Annotated in this window: 18 protein-coding genes; 12 read left to right on the forward strand and 6 right to left on the reverse strand. The window is 37.9% G+C overall.

Annotated elements, in window-relative coordinates; all coding sequences use genetic code 11:
- The first annotated feature begins 41 nt into the window (after nt 1–41).
- On the forward strand, nt 42–1,529 hold the full coding sequence (locus LQ227_RS09550) for a tetratricopeptide repeat protein (RefSeq protein WP_230149167.1): 1,488 nt from the start codon (nt 42–44) through the stop codon (nt 1,527–1,529).
- On the opposite strand, the gene LQ227_RS09555 is transcribed toward LQ227_RS09550, so the two are convergent.
- Nucleotides 1,526–2,602: a 3-oxoacyl-ACP synthase III family protein gene (locus LQ227_RS09555; protein WP_230143016.1), complete on the reverse strand. Its 1,077-nt coding sequence runs from the start codon at nt 2,600–2,602 to the stop codon at nt 1,526–1,528. The two genes, LQ227_RS09550 and LQ227_RS09555, sit on opposite strands and share 4 nt — an antisense overlap.
- A 267-nt stretch (nt 2,603–2,869) precedes the next feature.
- Between LQ227_RS09555 and LQ227_RS09560 the strand changes: the two genes are divergently transcribed.
- Nucleotides 2,870–3,862, forward strand: a complete 993-nt coding sequence (locus tag LQ227_RS09560) for a hypothetical protein (RefSeq protein ID WP_230143017.1) — start codon at nt 2,870–2,872, stop codon at nt 3,860–3,862.
- Nucleotides 3,863–3,989: 127 nt separating this feature from the next.
- Here LQ227_RS09560 and LQ227_RS09565 read toward each other — a convergent pair whose 3' ends face one another.
- The 3 genes from LQ227_RS09565 to rsfS all read right to left on the reverse strand — a co-directional run bounded on the left by LQ227_RS09565 (nt 3,990) and on the right by rsfS (nt 7,122).
- A complete protein-coding gene (locus LQ227_RS09565; RefSeq protein ID WP_029274908.1) occupies nt 3,990–4,634 on the reverse strand; it encodes an LUD domain-containing protein in 645 nt (214 codons plus the stop codon).
- Between the two features lie 64 nt (nt 4,635–4,698).
- Nucleotides 4,699–6,720, reverse strand: a complete 2,022-nt coding sequence (gene ftsH, locus LQ227_RS09570) for an ATP-dependent zinc metalloprotease FtsH (RefSeq protein WP_230143019.1) — start codon at nt 6,718–6,720, stop codon at nt 4,699–4,701.
- Nucleotides 6,721–6,747: 27 nt separating this feature from the next.
- On the reverse strand, nt 6,748–7,122 hold the full coding sequence (gene rsfS, locus LQ227_RS09575) for a ribosome silencing factor (RefSeq protein ID WP_057930976.1): 375 nt from the start codon (nt 7,120–7,122) through the stop codon (nt 6,748–6,750).
- Between the two features lie 44 nt (nt 7,123–7,166).
- On the opposite strand from rsfS, the gene LQ227_RS09580 reads away from it, so the two are divergent.
- The 4 genes from LQ227_RS09580 to pfkA all read left to right on the forward strand — a co-directional run bounded on the left by LQ227_RS09580 (nt 7,167) and on the right by pfkA (nt 11,221).
- Nucleotides 7,167–7,943, forward strand: coding sequence for a biotin--[acetyl-CoA-carboxylase] ligase (locus tag LQ227_RS09580; RefSeq protein ID WP_230143021.1), 777 nt, complete (start codon nt 7,167–7,169; stop codon nt 7,941–7,943).
- A gap of 7 nt (nt 7,944–7,950) precedes the next feature.
- Nucleotides 7,951–8,400: a protein-disulfide reductase DsbD domain-containing protein gene (locus LQ227_RS09585; RefSeq protein ID WP_230143023.1), complete on the forward strand. Its 450-nt coding sequence runs from the start codon at nt 7,951–7,953 to the stop codon at nt 8,398–8,400.
- Between the two features lie 150 nt (nt 8,401–8,550).
- Nucleotides 8,551–10,245: a protein-disulfide reductase DsbD gene (locus LQ227_RS09590; protein WP_230143025.1), complete on the forward strand. Its 1,695-nt coding sequence runs from the start codon at nt 8,551–8,553 to the stop codon at nt 10,243–10,245.
- Entirely contained in the window at nt 10,238–11,221 is a 984-nt protein-coding gene (gene pfkA / locus LQ227_RS09595; protein ID WP_230149169.1) for a 6-phosphofructokinase, read from the forward strand. Before LQ227_RS09590 ends, pfkA begins: the two co-directional genes overlap by 8 nt.
- A gap of 85 nt (nt 11,222–11,306) precedes the next feature.
- Here pfkA and LQ227_RS09600 read toward each other — a convergent pair whose 3' ends face one another.
- A complete protein-coding gene (locus LQ227_RS09600; protein ID WP_029274899.1) occupies nt 11,307–11,630 on the reverse strand; it encodes a heavy metal-binding domain-containing protein in 324 nt (107 codons plus the stop codon).
- A 174-nt stretch (nt 11,631–11,804) separates the two neighbouring features.
- Here LQ227_RS09600 and LQ227_RS09605 point away from each other — a divergent pair, with 174 nt between their 5' ends.
- The gene (locus tag LQ227_RS09605) at nt 11,805–14,894 is read left to right on the forward strand and encodes a VIT domain-containing protein (protein ID WP_230149171.1); all 3,090 of its coding nucleotides are present in this window, start codon (nt 11,805–11,807) and stop codon (nt 14,892–14,894) included.
- A gap of 168 nt (nt 14,895–15,062) precedes the next feature.
- Here LQ227_RS09605 and LQ227_RS09610 read toward each other — a convergent pair whose 3' ends face one another.
- A complete protein-coding gene (locus LQ227_RS09610; RefSeq protein WP_230143029.1) occupies nt 15,063–15,584 on the reverse strand; it encodes a 5'(3')-deoxyribonucleotidase in 522 nt (173 codons plus the stop codon).
- A gap of 144 nt (nt 15,585–15,728) precedes the next feature.
- On the opposite strand from LQ227_RS09610, the gene LQ227_RS09615 reads away from it, so the two are divergent.
- From LQ227_RS09615 to LQ227_RS09635, 5 genes are all read left to right on the forward strand, one after another.
- Nucleotides 15,729–16,301 carry a 30S ribosomal protein S16 gene (locus tag LQ227_RS09615; RefSeq protein ID WP_029274896.1) on the forward strand — a complete coding sequence of 191 codons (573 nt, stop codon included), beginning with the start codon at nt 15,729–15,731 and terminating at the stop codon, nt 16,299–16,301.
- A gap of 140 nt (nt 16,302–16,441) precedes the next feature.
- Nucleotides 16,442–16,969: a ribosome maturation factor RimM gene (rimM, locus tag LQ227_RS09620; RefSeq protein ID WP_121285403.1), complete on the forward strand. Its 528-nt coding sequence runs from the start codon at nt 16,442–16,444 to the stop codon at nt 16,967–16,969.
- Nucleotides 16,970–17,099: 130 nt separating this feature from the next.
- Nucleotides 17,100–17,564 (forward strand): hypothetical protein, encoded by a 465-nt coding sequence (locus tag LQ227_RS09625; RefSeq protein WP_230143030.1) that lies wholly within the window; start codon nt 17,100–17,102, stop codon nt 17,562–17,564.
- Nucleotides 17,554–17,754, forward strand: coding sequence for a helix-turn-helix transcriptional regulator (locus LQ227_RS09630; protein WP_305800047.1), 201 nt, complete (start codon nt 17,554–17,556; stop codon nt 17,752–17,754). The genes LQ227_RS09625 and LQ227_RS09630 overlap by 11 nt, the downstream gene beginning before the upstream one ends.
- 59 nt (nt 17,755–17,813) lie before the next feature.
- A complete protein-coding gene (locus LQ227_RS09635; RefSeq protein WP_230143031.1) occupies nt 17,814–18,248 on the forward strand; it encodes a DUF4488 domain-containing protein in 435 nt (144 codons plus the stop codon).
- The last annotated feature ends 12 nt before the right edge of the window (nt 18,249–18,260 follow it).

Raw genomic sequence — 18,260 nt, forward strand, 5'->3', positions numbered from 1 at the left:
ACTGTTGCTATAGCACAGAATCAAACTGAAATATATCCCGAATGACTAAAATCTTCCCTGTTTTTGTATTTTCTGCTCTTCTCCTGCTTCCAGCGTCTTTATTTGCAAATTTCGATTTTAACAACAATTGCTTAAATGCCTATAAAAGTATATTCGAACTTAAGTTAGGCAATGCAAGGGCTTATATCTCTACTGAAAAAAAGCAGCACCCCAATAATTCCATCATTCCGCTTTTAGAAAACTATGTAGATTATTTTACGGTTTTAACTTCAGAGAGCAAAGCTGATTTTGATCGCTTAAAAGGCAATAAATCTATACGATTGGATCAAATAAGTGATGATGATAAAAAATCGCCGTACTACCTGTATGCACAGGCAGAAATTAATTTGCAATGGGCACTGATCCGTGGTCGTTTTGGTGAATATTTTAATGCTGCAATGGAGGTTAAAAAGGCTAACAGCCTTTTGCAGGAGAACAATAAGAAGTTCCCAAATTTTCACCTTAACCTTAAAGGTTTGGGTTTGATTAACGCGGTTTTGGGTAATCTTCCGGATGGAGCTTTAAAAACAGCGCTGTCTACTTTTGGAATAAAAGGGAACCTCCAGAACGGATTAAATATGTTCGAAAAACTGGCCGATAATCTACCGAAATCTTCCTACGAGCCTTTTTACGAAGAAGTGGTGTTTTATTATGCCTATGTATTAACAGATGTGGCGCATAGCCCACAGGCCTATGCAAAAACAATAAAATATACCGAACGGATTGCCGATACCAGTTTATTAAAAAGTTATTTGCAGAGTTATGTATGCATCAAAAACGGGCATAGTGAAGAAGCTATCGTCATTTTGGCCAAGCGACCTGAAGGAGGCGTGTATCAACCTTTTCCTTATTTAGATTATCTGGAAGGCATTGCGCACCTGAATAAACTGGATCTTAATTCAGGAACCTATTTTAACCGCTTTTTGCAGGCAACCAAGGGCGTGAATTTTGTGAAGGACGCTTACCTTCATTTGGGCTGGATCTCTCTTCTGAAGGGAGATAAAGCGGCTTACGCAGCATTTGCAGCCAAGGCAGTTAAAAACGGATATACCTACATGGAAAAAGACAAACAGGCGAAAGCCGAAGCTACTTCAGGAACGCCAACAATTGATCTGTTAAAAGCCCGGTTACTGTTTGATGGTGGTTATTTGAACAAGGCCTTACAGATCCTTGATGATAAGAAAGTAAAGGATTACACCAACGATAAGGACAGAACAGAATTCAATTACCGATTAGGTAGAATTTATGATGATTTAGGGAAAGACGATCAAGCATTAACAGCTTATCAGGAGACAATTAATGAGGGCAAAAACCTGAAATATTATTTTGCTGCCAACGCTGCAGTGCAGATGGGTAAGGTTTACGAAAGACGGAAAAATAATGCGAAAGCAAAAGAGGCTTTCAATACAGCCATTGCCATGAAAAATCATGAATTTGAAAGCAGTATTGAAAGCCAGGCCAGGGCCGGATTAAAACGGTTAGCGAATTAGAAGCGGTGTATAAAGGCATTAATGTGCATCCCTGCTCCTACTGAAGCAAAAACAGCTACATCGCCAGGTTTAACTTTATAACCTTTAACTTCGCCTTTTAATACCAGGTCTAATAAGGTTGGTACGGTGGCAACTGAACTGTTTCCTAACCATGAAATCGTCATCGGGACTAAGTTTTCTGGTACTGTATCTTTACCATAAAGCTTAAACAAACGTTTCATGATAGCCGTATCCATTTTTCCATTAGCCTGGTGAACAAATACGATATTTACATCTTCAACGCTTAAGCCTGCTTTATCAATAGCCTTTTTAATCACCTGAGGCACCTGAACTACCGCAAACTCGTACAGCTTACGCCCATTCATTTTTAAATAGAGGTTTCCATTGGTTTCATCAGGATGAGAACTCTTGCCCATGGTTAATAAATTGCCATGGTTTACGGCATGCGTTTCTGTTTTATGTGCTAGTATTCCTCTTTTTTCTTCTGATTCTTCTGCCTCGAAAATTACAGCGCCTGCACCATCCGAAAAGATCATGCTATCACGGTCATGTGGATCGATAATGCGGCTCAAGGTTTCTGCACCAATAACCATAACACGTTTTGCATCTCCGCTTTTAATATAATAATCTGCCTGTATCGCACCTTGAACCCATCCCGGACAACCAAAAATAATGTCGTAGGCAACACAGTCTGGATTTTGAATACCTAATTGTTGTTTTACCTTTGAAGCCAAAGAAGGCAAAATATCTATGCGGTTGCTACCTAAAGGGATATCGCCAAAATTGTGACAGAATATAATATAGTCTAAAGTTTCTTTATCAATTCCTGCATTTTCAATGGCTTTTTCTGCGGCCTTTGCGCCAATATGATTGCTTAACTGCTCGGGGCAGGCGTAGCGTCTTTCTACAATTTCCGTAATCTCAGAGAATTTATCAATGATCTCCGAATTCTCTTTCTCCAATAGACTCCCATTCTCAAAAAACGTAGAATTTAGGAATTCATTACCAGAAATAATATTCTGTGGAATATAACTTCCAGTACCGGTTATTACCGTATTTATTGCTCTGCTCATAATTATAATACCGCATACTAAAACGGTATGTAGTATAAAAATATCAATTATATTCGAGAAACGAAAATTAATTAAATATTAACGGAGCTTATTTTCAATTGCGAATTTTAATAATCCTGCTTTCTCAGTCACGTTTAGCTTCTGTGCCATATTTTACCTGTTTTTTCATAGATATGGTATTTAAGCCATGTACTAAATATACCCAGTAAAGGGTATATAAATCATTTAGTTGATCGGGTATTTTTACAACAAATTAAACGAAATAAAATGAAAAGTTTCTTGACCATTGTTTTGCTCTTGTTCATGGTACAGGTGGCAAATGCGCAATCGCATGTTTCGAAGAGCGAATATGCCCGTTATAATTGCAGGTTTGCACCTAAAGGCTGGAATAACGCGGAGGGAAAACTGATGTGCCCTGCTTGTGACAAAGAAAATGAGGACGCCCGCAAAAAGAAAATAGCGGATGATAAAGCTGCTTCCGCTGCACATAATTTAAAAAATGAAAAACTTAAAGCAGAAAACGCAATTGCTTTTAAAAAGAAACAGGCAGAATATGCAGCTAAGAATAAAGTAACTGAAGTGCATGTTACGATGGGTAAAACGCCGGCAACCGAGAACAAAAAGCCCGAGCCGACTGTAAAGAAAGGCCCGGTTAAGTTAGGCAAAGATATACAGCTCTATGCAGGTTGGGGAATGGGTATGTTTACCCACAATAGCCGGGCTAATTGTTTTTTAAACGAGAATAAAGATACTGTGCTAAAGAGTAACGATTATTTAGAGGCTTATGCTGTAATGGGCGAAAACAAAAATAATTTTCCAAAGAACATTGGAATCGTACTTTTAAAGGAAACCAATAAAATATCAAACGGAAGAGAACTAAATGTTGCCGATATAGTCGACCTTAAAGGAAAAAGATATTTCAACGATAACACCATTAGTACCATTTTTCACCTGGCTGATGATTATTTTGTGGTATGCAAAAGCCCAACCCTTCCAGAATGGCGCTCTTATGGAAATAATTATACCGGTTACGAAAACGTTGAAATTTACAACCTAAAAACCAAGAAAAGTATAAAACTGGATAAAGATGCTGGCCGCTTTGTAAGCATATCCATCTATGTTGGTGGCAGAAAAATGCCAGGTGAACCTGATCTTACCCCTTTTCTCTCACGTGTATATACCAATTATGATGAAGATGTGTATTGCCTTAATGCCAATAGGGAAATGGTGGTTAAGAAAATATTAAAAGCGGATAGGTAACAACATTCAACAGTCAATCTTTTTTGGACAATTAAGTTTTGCAGTACAAAAACTATGATTATGGCGGTAACAAAGTCGTTGCTGCCATTTTTAGTTCTGAGCGGTAATTGCCAAAACTAATATAGTTTTAACTAAAATCATCAATGAGAAATACAAAAAGCTCTTTAGGTCCGTGCGCGCCTAAAACCAAAGTTTTTTCGATATCGGCAGTTCTGCTTGGGCCTGTAATGTTGCTGATCATTGATGGGATTTGATTGCCATACTTGTTCTTTAATAACAGAAAAGCATCTTTAAGATCTAAAACCAACTGACTGGTTTTGGCGATCACGATGTGATGATGTGGAAAGATGCTAAGCCTTCTTCCGGCAGCACCCTGGTTTGTTACCATAACACTTCCATTACGGGCAATTAAGGCTTCGCAAAGGGTAATGCCTACCTCGGCCTGTTCAAAATCTTTATCGGTTTGGTAAAAAGGAAATTCATATTTGCTTAAAAACTGTTGAAGTTCCGGTTCCCAGCAGTATATTTTTCGCCATTTAAACTTGTCGGCCAACTGTAGCATGTTTTCAAAAAAATCGATCCCGTCTTCGCAGAAGATAAAGTTGCCAGATATAGCGGTGAGCTGTTCGGCAAATAATACCTCTAGCTCATCCGTATTTTTTTTATACAATTGACTTTCTTCTAAATTAGGATAAGGGTTTTCGCGCTTTTCTAATAGTGCTTTCCTTATCTTTTTTAGTATTTGTTCTTTCGCTGTCGTATTATCCTTCATTATAAAAAAAAGCTACCCTAATAATTAAACTAGGGTAGCAAATGTAATAATAGAAATTATTTATTTATGCTTCTACCGGAGTAATATGTCCGGGAGTTCCGCTTTCTCCTTGGCTTTCGAATAAACGTTTACCAAAAATCACTTCTAAATCGTCTTTAAATAAAACTTCTTTTTCGATCAGGATATCGGCCAATTGGATTAATTTATCTTTATTTTCTTCTAATAAACTAATTGCTCTTTGGTATTGGCCTTCAATTAATGCCGAAATTTCTTTGTCGATAGTTAAAGCAGTATCCTCTGAATATGGTTTAGAGAAATTATACTCATTCTGACCAGATGAATCATAATAAGTAATATTTCCTAGTTTATCGTTCAAACCATAAATGGTAACCATTGCTCTGGCTTGTTTATTTACTTTTTCTAAATCGCTAAGTGCACCGGTAGAAATGGTATCGAACATCACTTTTTCAGCTGCCCTACCACCCATAGTTGCACACATTTCATCAAGCATTTGGTGCGGGCGAACAATTAAGCGTTCTTCTGGTAAATACCAGGCTGCGCCTAAGCTCTGTCCGCGTGGCACAATCGTAACCTTAACTAAAGGCGCCGCATGTTCCAACAACCAGCTTACTGTGGCGTGACCAGCCTCGTGGATCGCAATAGCGCGTTTTTCGGCTGGCGTAATGATTTTGTTTTTCTTTTCTAAACCACCTACAATTCTATCAACAGCATCTAAGAAATCTTGCTTGTCAACTGCCGATTTATTTTTACGGGCAGCAATTAATGCCGCTTCGTTACAAACATTTGCAATGTCTGCTCCTGAGAACCCTGGCGTTTGTTTTGCTAAAAATTCGGTATCAAGCTCTTCTGATTTTTTAAGCGGAGTGATGTGAACTTCGAAAATTTGTTTACGCTCGATAACATCCGGTAAATCAACATAAATCTGTCTGTCGAACCTCCCCGCCCTTAATAAGGCCTTATCTAAAACATCAGCACGGTTAGTGGCAGCTAAAATGATAACATGTGTATTTGTGCCAAAACCGTCCATTTCAACTAAAAGTTGATTTAAGGTGTTTTCGCGTTCATCATTTCCACCCATTACACCATTTTTACCACGCGCTCGGCCAATAGCGTCAATCTCATCAATAAAGATGATACACGGCGATTTATCTTTTGCTTGTTTAAATAAGTCGCGAACACGAGATGCACCTACCCCTACAAACATCTCCACAAAATCAGATCCTGACAGAGAGAAGAAAGGAACCTGAGCCTCGCCTGCAACAGCTTTAGCCAACAAGGTTTTACCGGTACCCGGCGAACCTACAAGTAAAGCACCTTTAGGGATTTTTCCACCTAAATCGGTATATTTTTTAGGGTTTTTTAGGAAATCTACAATTTCCATTACCTCTGTTTTTGCTTCTTCTAAGCCTGCAACATCGTTGAACGTAATGTTTACCTGGCTTTCTTTATCAAATAAAGTTGCTTTTGATTTTCCGATACTGAAAATCTGACCGCCACCGCCAGCACCACCGCCCATTCTGCGCATCATAAAGATCCAGAAACCGATTAAAAGCAACACAGGTAAAATGATACTTAAGAACCAGCTTGCTAACGGATTGCTGCGGCTGGTTTTTTCTGCCAGTATCCTTGGTTGGTTAGCCGGAAGGTCTTTTTGCGAATCTGCCAGTTGTTTATCAAGGCCATCCATTGTGCCGGCATTGAAATATACAACAGGGCTAGCATTGTTACTGTTTACATTAAACGTGCTATTGCTTTTATAAGCATCGTATAGTTTCTTTTTCTCTAAACTATCTTTTTTGATGTAAACCTCTACCCGTACTAAATCGTCTGATTTATAAGCAACAACTTTCTGAACATCACCTTTAAGTAACATCTGTTGTTCAAACTTTTGGTAGGTAACCTCTTTACCGCCATCGGTAGTAAATAAAAACTGTGCTGCTATAATCGCAATGATAATGGCTGCATAAACCCAGAAAATATTAAATTTTGATCCTTTCTGTGGTTTTTTTGGAATATTTGGAATTCTTTTTCCTTGTTTTTCGTTGGTATTTTGATTGTCGTTCATTTGTCTTTGTCAAAATGGTTCTATAGGTTATGCGCTTTGATAATTTGTGCTTTCTGCATCCCCCCAAAGTTCTTCTATGCCATAAAAGTGGCGCTTTTCGGTTTTAAAAATGTGCACAACCACATCGAAATAATCAAGAATAATCCAATCTGCTGATTCGAAACCTTCTTTATGTCTTGGATCGGCCTGAGTGGCTTTATATATTTCTTTTTCTACACTATCAGCAATAGCTTTTACCTGAGTACCGGAATTGGCGCTCGCAATAATAAAGTAATCAGCCACTGAAGTATGAATATTTCTAAGATCTAACCGCACTATATCTTCTCCTTTTTTCTCCTGGATGCCGTGAACAGCTAACTCAGAAAGGTATGTAGAAAGGGCTACTATTTTCTTTTTTACCATTAAAATGCTTTAATTTTGGAATTACAATATTATAAATTCAACACTTGCAAAATAACACTTTTTCGACACTATTTGTTGGTCAAAATTTAATCAAATTAAAAGAAGTTGATTCTACTAATAACTTTTTAAAAGATTTGGTGTCAAAATCCGAGCCATTAGCCGAAGGGACTGTAATTATGGCAGATAATCAGTTTGCCGGAAGAGGACAGCAGGAAAGCGTTTGGCAAACACAGGCAGGAAAAAATATAAGCACAAGTATTTATTTAAGACCTTCGTTTTTGCCCCTTAATAAACAGTTTTATTTAAATATAGCTGTTAGTTTAGCCGTTAGTGATGCTTTATCCTGCTTTGTTCCAGAAGGGATAAAAGTAAAATGGCCTAATGATATGTATTACCAAAATAAGAAATTAGGTGGAATATTAATCGAAAATACACTGACAGGCAATTCCATTAAATCATCAGTAATTGGCATTGGTTTAAATATTAATCAATCCGAATTTTCGGATAGTATTAGCCAACGTGCTACTTCCGTCATTCAAATTTTACAAAGAGATGTGCCTTTAATGGATATTATGGAGAAATTATTCATATTTATGGAAAAATACTACTTAATTTTGAGGGCCGGGAAATATAGTATTTTACAAAATGATTACCTTTCAAGGCTTTATAACTTCAATATTCAAGCGTTGTATATGCAAAATGGAGCGTTTTTTGAAGGTATTATAACAGGAGTTGAAGATGATGGTAGGCTAACGGTTGATACAAAGAACGGCTTAAAAGTCTTTAATTTTAAAGAAATAGAATTTACACACACAAAATAAACACACAATGAAAAAAATCAGCCTAGTGCTTTCGATGGTACTTTTTACCATCGCAGGTGCATTTGCCCAAATCGAAAAGCCGGTTACCTGGGCTTATTCTGCAAAGAAAATAAGTAAAGATGAAGCCGTTATATATTTAAAGGCTACAATCGAAGATAGATGGCATATCTATTCGCAAAATGTGAAAGATGGTGGTCCGGTAAAAACGACTTTTACTTTTGCCCCTTCTAAAGATTTTAGCCTGGTTGGTAAAACAATCGAGCCTAAAGCAATTGTTAAATACGAAAGTACATTTAAAATGAATGTAAGCTATTTCGAAAAAGCAGTAATTTTCCAGCAAAAGGTGAAATTAAATAAAGGTACAACTGCTGTTAAAGGTAAAGTGGAGTTTATGGTTTGTAACGATAAACAATGTCTTCCACCAGAAGAAGTTGAGTTCAGTGTTCCGGTTAAATAGTTGACATCAAAATATTTACAAGCAGTCCCGAATTTTCGGGACTGTTTCTTTTTAAAGTAAAATCTACGTGTTGTAGTGGTTTATAAAAAATCGTTTCTAAAATTATTCTTAATTTCACGGTTTCAAAAAATACACACACAAAACACACAAATGAAAAAGGTTTTATTATTGTTGTTAATGGCTACAATGTTTATTGCATTGCCTGCCGTTAAGAGTTATGCCCTGGTAACACAGGATACCGCAGCAACTGTTCCTCCCGATGATATTGTTTTTACCGAAGTAGGTTCTGCACAGGATAGTGCAGCCAATAGCCAAGTAAAAACGGAAAAAGATACCCTAAAAAAGGATACAGCCAAAGTAGAAAAAGCTGTCGTAGCTGGTAAGGATGCCCCGAAACAATCGCTTTGGGTAACCTTTGGTTTAGGCCTTTTGGCTGGGATAGCCGCTTTTTTTCTTCCATGTATTTTTCCCATGGTTCCGCTTACTGTAGGTTTTTTTACCAAAAGAGCCGAAAGCAGGGCAAAAGGAATCAGAAGTGCCATTATTTACGGCTTATCGATCATTGTAATTTATGTTGGTTTAGGAGTAATTATTACTTTGATCTGGGGCGCCAGTGCATTAAATGAAATATCTACCGATGGATTTTTTAATATTTTCATCTTTCTAATACTCATCGTTTTCGGCGTATCGTTTTTAGGTGCATTCGAAATCACCTTGCCAAGTTCCTTTGTAAATAAACTTGATGCTAAATCGGACGCTAAAGGTTTAAGCGGGATCTTTTTCATGGCAGCAACTTTAGCGGTTGTATCCTTCTCTTGCACGGGCCCACTGATCGGAACCTCGTTAGTTGCCATTAATACCGATTTATTAACACCGGTTGTGGTAATGTTTGGTTTCTCCTTATCGCTAGCGATAATTTTTACCATGTTTGCTATTTTCCCGAGTTTAATGACGGGATTGCCAAAATCTGGCGGATGGTTAAACTCTATTAAAGTTTTTCTTGGCTTTTTAGAACTGGGCTTATCTTTAAAATTCCTTTCAACAGCCGATTTGGCTTATCACTGGGGCATATTGGATAGAGAGATTTTCTTGGCCATTTGGATTGTACTCGCGTTAATCTTAGGCGTTTATTTATTGGGAAAAATCAAATTTTCTCACGATAGTGATCTTCCTTATGTTTCAGTGCCAAGGTTATTTATTGCAACCGCCACTTTCGTGTTTGCAATATATTTAATTCCGGGCTTATGGGGAGCTCCTTTAAAAGCCGTAAGTGCATTGGTACCTCCGCTTTCTACTCAGGATTTTGTGATCGGACAAGATAGCGGTGGTGGATCAAACCAAACCACAACAACCGGTCACACTAAACGTAAATATGCTGAATTCCTGCACATTCCGCATAATATTGATGGATTTTTTGATTACCAGGAAGCATTGGCTTATGCAAAGGAGGTAAAAAAACCGTTATTCCTTGATTTTACGGGCCATGGCTGTGTAAATTGCCGCGAAATGGAAGCAAGAGTTTGGTCTGACCCGAGCGTGCTTAAAAAATTGAAAGAAGACTATATTGTTGTGTCGCTTTATACTGATGATAAAACTGATCTGCCAGCTGCTGAACAATTTGATTCTAAAATTTTAGGTACAAGAGTGAATACGGTTGGTAAAAAATTTAAACATTTACAGGCCGAAAGATTTAATACCATTTCGCAACCATATTATGTACTTTTGGGTACTGATGAAAAAGAATTAGTTTCGCCTCCTATCGGAGTAGAATTTAATATAGATAAATATTTGCAATATCTGGACAATGGATTATCAGAATTTGCTAAGAAACAAACAAATGAATAAGATTAAGAATATTGGTGTTTTAACCTCTGGCGGAGATTCGCCAGGCATGAATGCCGCAATCAGGGCCGTAGTAAGGGCCTCAATTTATTATGATATTGAAGTAACCGGGTTTATCCGTGGGTACGAAGGGTTGATCAACAATGATTTTATCCCTATGGACCGCAAATCTGTAGCAAATATTATCCAGCGCGGAGGAACCATTTTAAAAACCGCACGCAGCGAAGCTTTTAAAACCGTTGAGGGCAGAAAAATAGCTTATAAAAGCCTAAAAGCCAACGGAATTGATGCCTTGGTTGTAATTGGTGGTGACGGAACATTTACAGGTGCAAATATTTTTTCAAAAGAGTTCGATTTCCCAATTGTTGGTTTGCCTGGCACTATTGATAACGATTTAGCCGGAACAGATTTTACCATTGGTTACGACTCTGCCATTAATACCGTTATCGATGCGGTGGATAGGATCAGAGATACAGCCGAATCGCACGACAGGCTTTTTATAGTGGAGGTAATGGGCCGCGACTCGGGCCTAATTGCTTTAAGAAGTGGAATTGGTGTGGGCGCCGAAGCCATTATGATTCCGGAAGCAAACATGAATGCAAACGACATTTTGCATAAACTGGAGCATAGCCGTAAAGATAAGGCCTCGAAAATTATTATCGTTGCTGAAGGTGATGATACCGGTGGCGCATTTAAGGTTGGCGAAATTCTGCAGGAAAAATACCCGCATTACGATACTAAAGTTTCTGTTTTAGGGCACATTCAGCGTGGTGGAAAACCAACCTGTATGGATCGTGTATTGGCCAGTAGATTAGGTGTTGCCGCTGTAGAGGGTTTAATTAATGGCGAAAGCGGGGTTATGGCTGGCCAGATTAACCGTGAAATTGTTTTTACGCCCTTTGATCATGCCATTAAACACATTAATGCAGAAAAAGTGAGCTCTAAATGGCTTAAATTAATCGATATACTTTCGTTTTAATCGAAAACAGGATATAAAAAGAAAAGTCTTTCCCGCACCGGAAAGACTTTCTTGTTTTTGCTTAGTTTTCGCAATAAGCAATTTCTTAATCTTCTAAAATTACAGCAGTACCATTGGCGCTCACCATTAACATGCTGCCGCCGCTGCCTACCGTTTCATAATCTAAATCTACACCAACAATTGCGTTTGCACCCAATGCGGCTGCGTACTGTTGCATTTCGTTAACTGCTGTATCTTTTCCCTCTCTTAAAACGCGTTCATAAGAACTCGATCTGCCCCCTACTATATCTGTTATGCCAGCAAATAAATCTTTAAAAATATTTGCGCCAATAATGGTTTCTCCGGTAACAAGACCTATATATTTTACAATTTTCCTGCCCTCAACTGAAGGCGTGGTGGTTACTAACATGGTTTCAGTTTTAATAATTAGAACAAATTTTTTTAGAAATGTTACATTTTTTTAGAAAAGCCCATTTTAGATTTTCCAAAAGGTATTTTACTTCTAAAACCAAAAAAGATGAGGCTCCGAAAATAAATTTATGTAATCGCTAATGCTTTTGCATCACTATTTAAAATTACAGTTATGAGACCATCTAAAACCTTACTCATCCTTCCCCTATTATTCACTATGTTTTTTGTTCAGGCACAAATGCCTGTTTTAAAGGTACAGCAAGCCGAAACCAGCGGGCAAAAAGATGCTGTTAAACTTAAAAAGTTAAATATTGATGTGCAGATTACCGGAAATATTGCTAAAACGGTAATGACAATGACCTTCCACAATAACAGTAACCGAATTTTAGAGGGCGAATTAACATTCCCCATGCCCGAAGGGGTAAGCATTAGCCGTTATGCTTTAGATATAAACGGAAAGATGCGTGAGGCTGTTCCGGTAGAAAAAGCGAAAGCAACTGAGGTTTTCGAAAGCATTGAGCGCCGTAGGATAGATCCGGGCTTGCTGGAGAAAGTTGAAGGAAATAATTTCCGTACCAGGATTTATCCCCTACCGGCAAATGGCAGCAGAACCATAATTGTAGGTTATGAAGAAGAGTTAAGTTTTAATAATAAGAATGTTTTACAATACCATTTGCCATTAGATTATAACCAGGCCATTGAAAAATTTTCGTTAAAAACTACCGTTTTCGAAAGTATCATCAAACCAGAACTGGGTGAACAGCCAGACGGCAGTTTTGATTTAAAAGCCAACGGAAATACCTATGTTGGCGAAATCAATAAAACCAACTATCAGCCTAAAAATGGTCTTACTATCAATCTTCCAAAAAGAAATGACCTGACTGAAGTGCAAATGCAAAAGGCATCAACAGGTTATTATTTTCTGGTTAATGTTTTTCCTAAAACTGAAAGCCGTCAAAAGCAGTGGGCTAACCAAATTGGTTTAATCTGGGATACATCTTTAAGTGGTCTTCAGCGTAACGCAGAGAAGGAAATAGAATTGCTGGATTTGATTATCAAACAAAAACAAAATTTAACCATACAGTTGGGTTTGGTTAATAATGGATTTAAGAAAGCAGGCACTTTTGTCATCTCGAACGGTAACTGGACACAGTTAAAAGATAAACTGAAGAATCTGGTGTATGATGGAGGAACAAATTTCAGCGCCATAAATTCTAAAAGCCTGCAGGCCGACGAATATATCTTATTTACTGATGGACTTTCGACATTCGGAAAAAATACAGTGAGCTTAAATAAACCGGTTCATTGTATCAACACAGCTTTTAAAGCTGATTATAGCACCTTGAAATTTATCAGCATGAAAACGGGTGGACAATTTGTTAACCTGAACTCCATTTCGGTAGGCGACGCTTTTAAACAATTAAATCAGCAGAGCCTTCAGTTTTTAGGGGTTAAAAATGGAGCAGATGTAAGGCAGACTTATCCTTCAATGAAAGTAAATGTAAACGGACATTTCTCTTTAGCCGGTATTATGAATGCGTTTAATACGGAATTTACGTTGCAGTTTGGTTTTGGAAATACTGTTGTTTCAGAACAGGTTGTTCGGTTAAATGCTACGGAGCATACTTTAAGCAGCATTGATGTTAGCCGTGTTTGGGCACAGAAGAAAATTGCTGAAATGGACATTCTGTATGAAGATAATAAGGATGATATTAGTGTTTTGAGCAAACAGTTTGGCATTGTTACCCGTAATACCAGCCTCATCGTGTTAGAAAATCTTGATGATTACCTGCGTTATGATATTGTGCCCCCTATTGAACTACAGCAGGCCTATAATGCGGTTTTGAAGCAACGCAGAACAGCTATTTTGGAACGTAAGCAAGATCTGATCAATGCTGCGGTAGCCATGACCAAAGAACTGAAAACCTGGTGGAATACAGACTTTTACTATAAAGAGCCAGAAAAGAAGAAAGAAAGATACCCTGATCCAGGCCAAAGAGATGTAAATGGAGATCCGACGGCTAATATTGTAATGGCTGAGCCTGTTGGGGAGGGACCTAGAAGAGAAGCCGCTGCACAACAGTTACGTGCAAGAAACAGAGCTGAGTCTGCAAGTCAGGTAAGAATGCCCGCGGCTGTTGCAAAACAAGATCAGGCAACAATTGCGAGTGAAGATAAAGCCCTCAATGAAGTTGTAGTTGTGGGATATGCTGCTCAACGAAAAACTTCTGTAACGGGATCAGTCACGACCATTAGAGGCAATGCTTCAAGCGCTCTCGCGGGTAGGGTTGCAGGTGTTCAAGTACAAAATGTAGATGCAATAAGGATGCCGCCACCAGTACAACAACCCGCAATTGTTATCCCCGAATTTAAAAGCGATAAGGATTATATGAAAAACCTGGTTGGAAAGCCGGACAGTGCTTATCAGGCTTATTTAAAAATGCGTTCAAGCTACATCAGCACGCCTATGTTTTATTTTGATGTGGCCAATTGGTTTTACCAGCAGAAAGATAGTGTTAGGGCGCTGACCATTTTAAGTAATATTGCAGATCTGGATTTGGAGAATGCCGATTTATATAAAACTTTAGCCTATAAATTAAAGCAGACCGGAAATTATAAAGATGAACTTTTTATAACCCAAAAAGTTTTGCAGTGGCGACCAATGGATGCGCAGAGTTACCGCGATTACGCTTTAGCACTGGCAGATAACGGGCAATACCAGGCTGCATTAGATCATTTATATAAGGTACTTACCCAAAGTTATAACAGTCAGATTGCTGATAGAGATCAAGGAATTGAGGAGATTGTGATATCGGAAATCAATAACCTGATTGCAAAACATGGCAATAGCTTAAGTGTCAAAGGGGTTGATAAAAGGTTAATCCAGCCTTTGCCAGTAGATGTGCGCGTGGTGCTCAACTGGAATAAGAACGATACCGATATCGACCTATGGTTAACCGATCCAACTGGTGAAAAAGGGTTTTATGGAAATTCGAGAACAAAAATAGGCGGCAGGATCAGCAACGATTTCACTTCGGGTTATGGCCCTGAACAATTTATGATCAAAAAAGCAATCAAGGGAAAATATAAAATCGAAGTTAACTATTACGGCGATAGTCAGATTAACATTAGCGGACCAACAACAGTAACAGCTGAGATTTATACCCGATACGCAACAGGTAAACAGCAGAGAAAAGTGATTGTATTGCCTATGGCGGCTGGAAGTAGTGGCGGAAACCTGGTAGGCGAATTTAATTTTTAGGAGAAGATGATTACACAGATTGAGGGATTACACAGATTGAGGGGCCTTACGAGTTAAGATCGTCATTTCGACTGTAGCACAGCGGAATGGAGAAATCTATAATTTATGTTTAAATAATTAGCTATTAGATTTCTCCACTGCGGTCGAAATGACGGACTTTGCTAGGGCCTATAGCAACAAACCCGCTACTTCCTCCCAGGTATTTACACGTTCATATTCTGTTACAAGCAAATTGTGGGGCGAAGAAAATAATAACGGACGGCCGGCAAAGTTCACGAAGTTTTTAATACGGTCGTCGATTATAATATCAACATTCACAATTTTATTTCCGCAGAACATCATGTGCTGCCAATCAATGAACGGAAAGTGTTCGATCATCCAATCGTACTTGTCAACCAATGAATTTCGGAACTCCATTGCCGCCGAAACAATATAAACATCATATTTCTCTTGTAAGGCCTTAATCACCCGTTGGCTATCTGCAATAACCTCAAGATCTCGGAAAAAACCGGGTTCATTTATATATTCGAACCATTTCTGGTTAACATCTTGCGGAACATGGTGGTAGATTTCGTTTCCGGCATCAATTTTTAAATCTAAAGGAACGTTAAAATCCCGGTTATATAGTTTAATAAATTTTCCAAGGGCATCGGCAATTACCTCGTCCATATCAATCGCAATTCTTTCCATTTGTATCTGCAGAATATTTCGGCGCAAATATCCTGAAAACAAAGAAATTAAACTATGTTTTTAATTTACAGTATTTTAGTTATCTTTGCAGCCCCGCAGCATGAAGCTCCGGGAACTATGTTGAATACATAAATACAAAAAGAAATGGCAACTAAAATCAGATTGCAAAGATTCGGTAAAAAAGGAAAACCTTTTTTCCACGTTGTGGTAGCAGATTCTCGCTCTCCACGTGATGGTAAATTTATTGAGCGTTTAGGTTCTTACAACCCAAACACCAATCCTGCAACCATCGAAATTAACTTCGAAAAAACTTTAGCTTGGGTTAACAGTGGTGCACAACCAACTGATACTGCTCGTGCTATCCTTTCTTACAAAGGTGTTTTGTACAAAAAACACTTAGAAGGTGGTGTTAAAAAAGGAGCTTTAACTCAAGAACAGGCAGATGAAAAATTTGCAGCTTGGTTAGATGCTAAAGCAGGTAAAATTTCTGGTAAATCAGAAGGTTTAGCTACTTCTAAAGCAGATGCGCGTAAAGCGGCATTAGCAGCAGAAGCTAAGAAAAAAGAAGATAAAGCAGCAGCTATCGCAGCTAAAAATGCACCAGTTGCAGAAGAAGTTGTTGAAGAAGAGGTTACTGAAGAAGCACCAGCTGTTGAAGCTGAAGCAACTGAAGAGGCTCCTGCAGCAGAAGCTACTAAAGAAGAAGGAGCAGAATAATTTTAATTATTTTGTCTCATAAAATAGCGTTCCGAATTTCGGAACGCTATTTTTTTAACTAAAAATGTCATCCTGAGGCACGAAGGATCTGTCCCATCATTAGTAGATCCTTCGTGCCTTAGGATGACAACTACAATTATATGAAACACGAAGAAGCATTTTATATTGGTTACGTTACTAAAACGAGGGGTTTAAAGGGAGAAGTTCAGGTATTTTTCGAATTTGATGAATACGAACAGCTCGAATTTGATGTGGTATTTGCCGATATGAACGGCAAGCTTGTTCCGTATTTTGTAGCTTCGGCAAAACTGCAGGCCAATAAAACAGGCTATTTTAATTTTGATGATGCTGATCATATTGATAAAGTGCAGCCGCTATTAAAAAAGAAATTATACCTGCCCCTATCGCAAATGCCCGAACGCGAAGAAGGAGAATTTTTCTATACCGATTTTAAAGGCTATTTAGCAATAGATGAAACCTTGGGCGAATTGGGCGAAATTTTGGAAGTAAACGAATATCCGCAACAATTTGTGGCTACTGTGATGTATAAAGAAACCGAAATCCTGTTTCCGCTAAATGAAGATTTTATTGTAGAATACGACGAAGATGAAAAAACATTAACCCTCGATTTACCTGAAGGGTTACTGGATATTTATCTGGAAAGCTAAAAAAATCAAAAATATTTTCTTGTTTTTTACCATTGTTAAGCCTGTTTTGTAAAATAAAACATTCTTTTAGTAAAAAATACTTGACATTAATATCAAGAATACTTTACATTTGGTAAAAAATATTTGATATATGAAAAATTCGCTTTTAATTCCAAGCAAGTACAAGGTAATTGGCTGGATAATTTTTTTAGGTTTTTGCATCTTGGGATTCTTCTGTTTAACTAAAGAATTTAGAATCCCTGGTTTTGAAATTTATTCATTAAAGAATATAAATGAAAACTCACCAATTACTTTCGCTGATTATAATTTAACCAATGAGTTTGCGATTTTAGGTATTACCATAGGATTACTAATGATAGTCTTTTCTAAAGAAAGAATTGATGACGAATATATTGCTGTACTTAGGCTAAAGAGTTTGCAGTGGGCCGTTTTGGTAAGTTATGTTATACTGTTAGCCATAAATTTTTGTTTTTACGGGCTTTCATTTTTGATGATTTTGGTGTATAATATATGGACAATACCCATAGTTTTTTTAGCAAAATTTAATTATAGTTTGCAGCGATTAAGAAAGGAAAGGTTTTCTGATGAAAAATAATATCCGTGTACAACGTGCCATTAAAAACATTACACAGGCAGAACTGGCAGACCTGATCCAGGTTTCGAGGCAAACGATAAATACCATCGAATCGGGGAAATATGTCCCATCAACCGTGTTGGCGCTAAAAATGGCCCGGGTTTTTGATAAGCCCGTTGAGGAAATATTTGAGCTGGAGGGCGGCGATTAACAGCTAATGTTTTTTAAGGAAAAATTGTTAATTTAGGTCTCATACTAACCAAAATTAACATGCTCAAAAGAATATCAAAAATTGCCGTAGTTTTCCTTACAGTGTTAACCACCTTTTCTTGTAAAACCGTACAACAGGCTAATTTAAAAGAAATCAAACCATTTGTTGGCATCTGGAACGACACTACCAACCCCGGGAGTAAGATCGTTTTTAAAGCGGATGGAAGTTTTTACAATATGACCAATGAAGGTGGTGTACAGATCATCACGCATAGTGGCACATTTAAAATTTTATCAAACAACATGTATGTGCTGAATATTTCGGATGCAAGGGCTGATGCTACTTACGATCTTAAAGGCAGGCAATATGCAAACTATTACACCTTAAGCAATGACAAAAAAACAATGAAAGTAAGCGGTGTTGTTGACGGACGGAACGGTAGAAAGCCCTTGCAATGGGCGAGCGATCTGATAAAGGTTAATACGCTGGATTAATATTTACCACAA

It is taken from the genome of Pedobacter sp. Bi27, assembly GCF_918698255.1.
Lineage (GTDB): Bacteria > Bacteroidota > Bacteroidia > Sphingobacteriales > Sphingobacteriaceae > Pedobacter.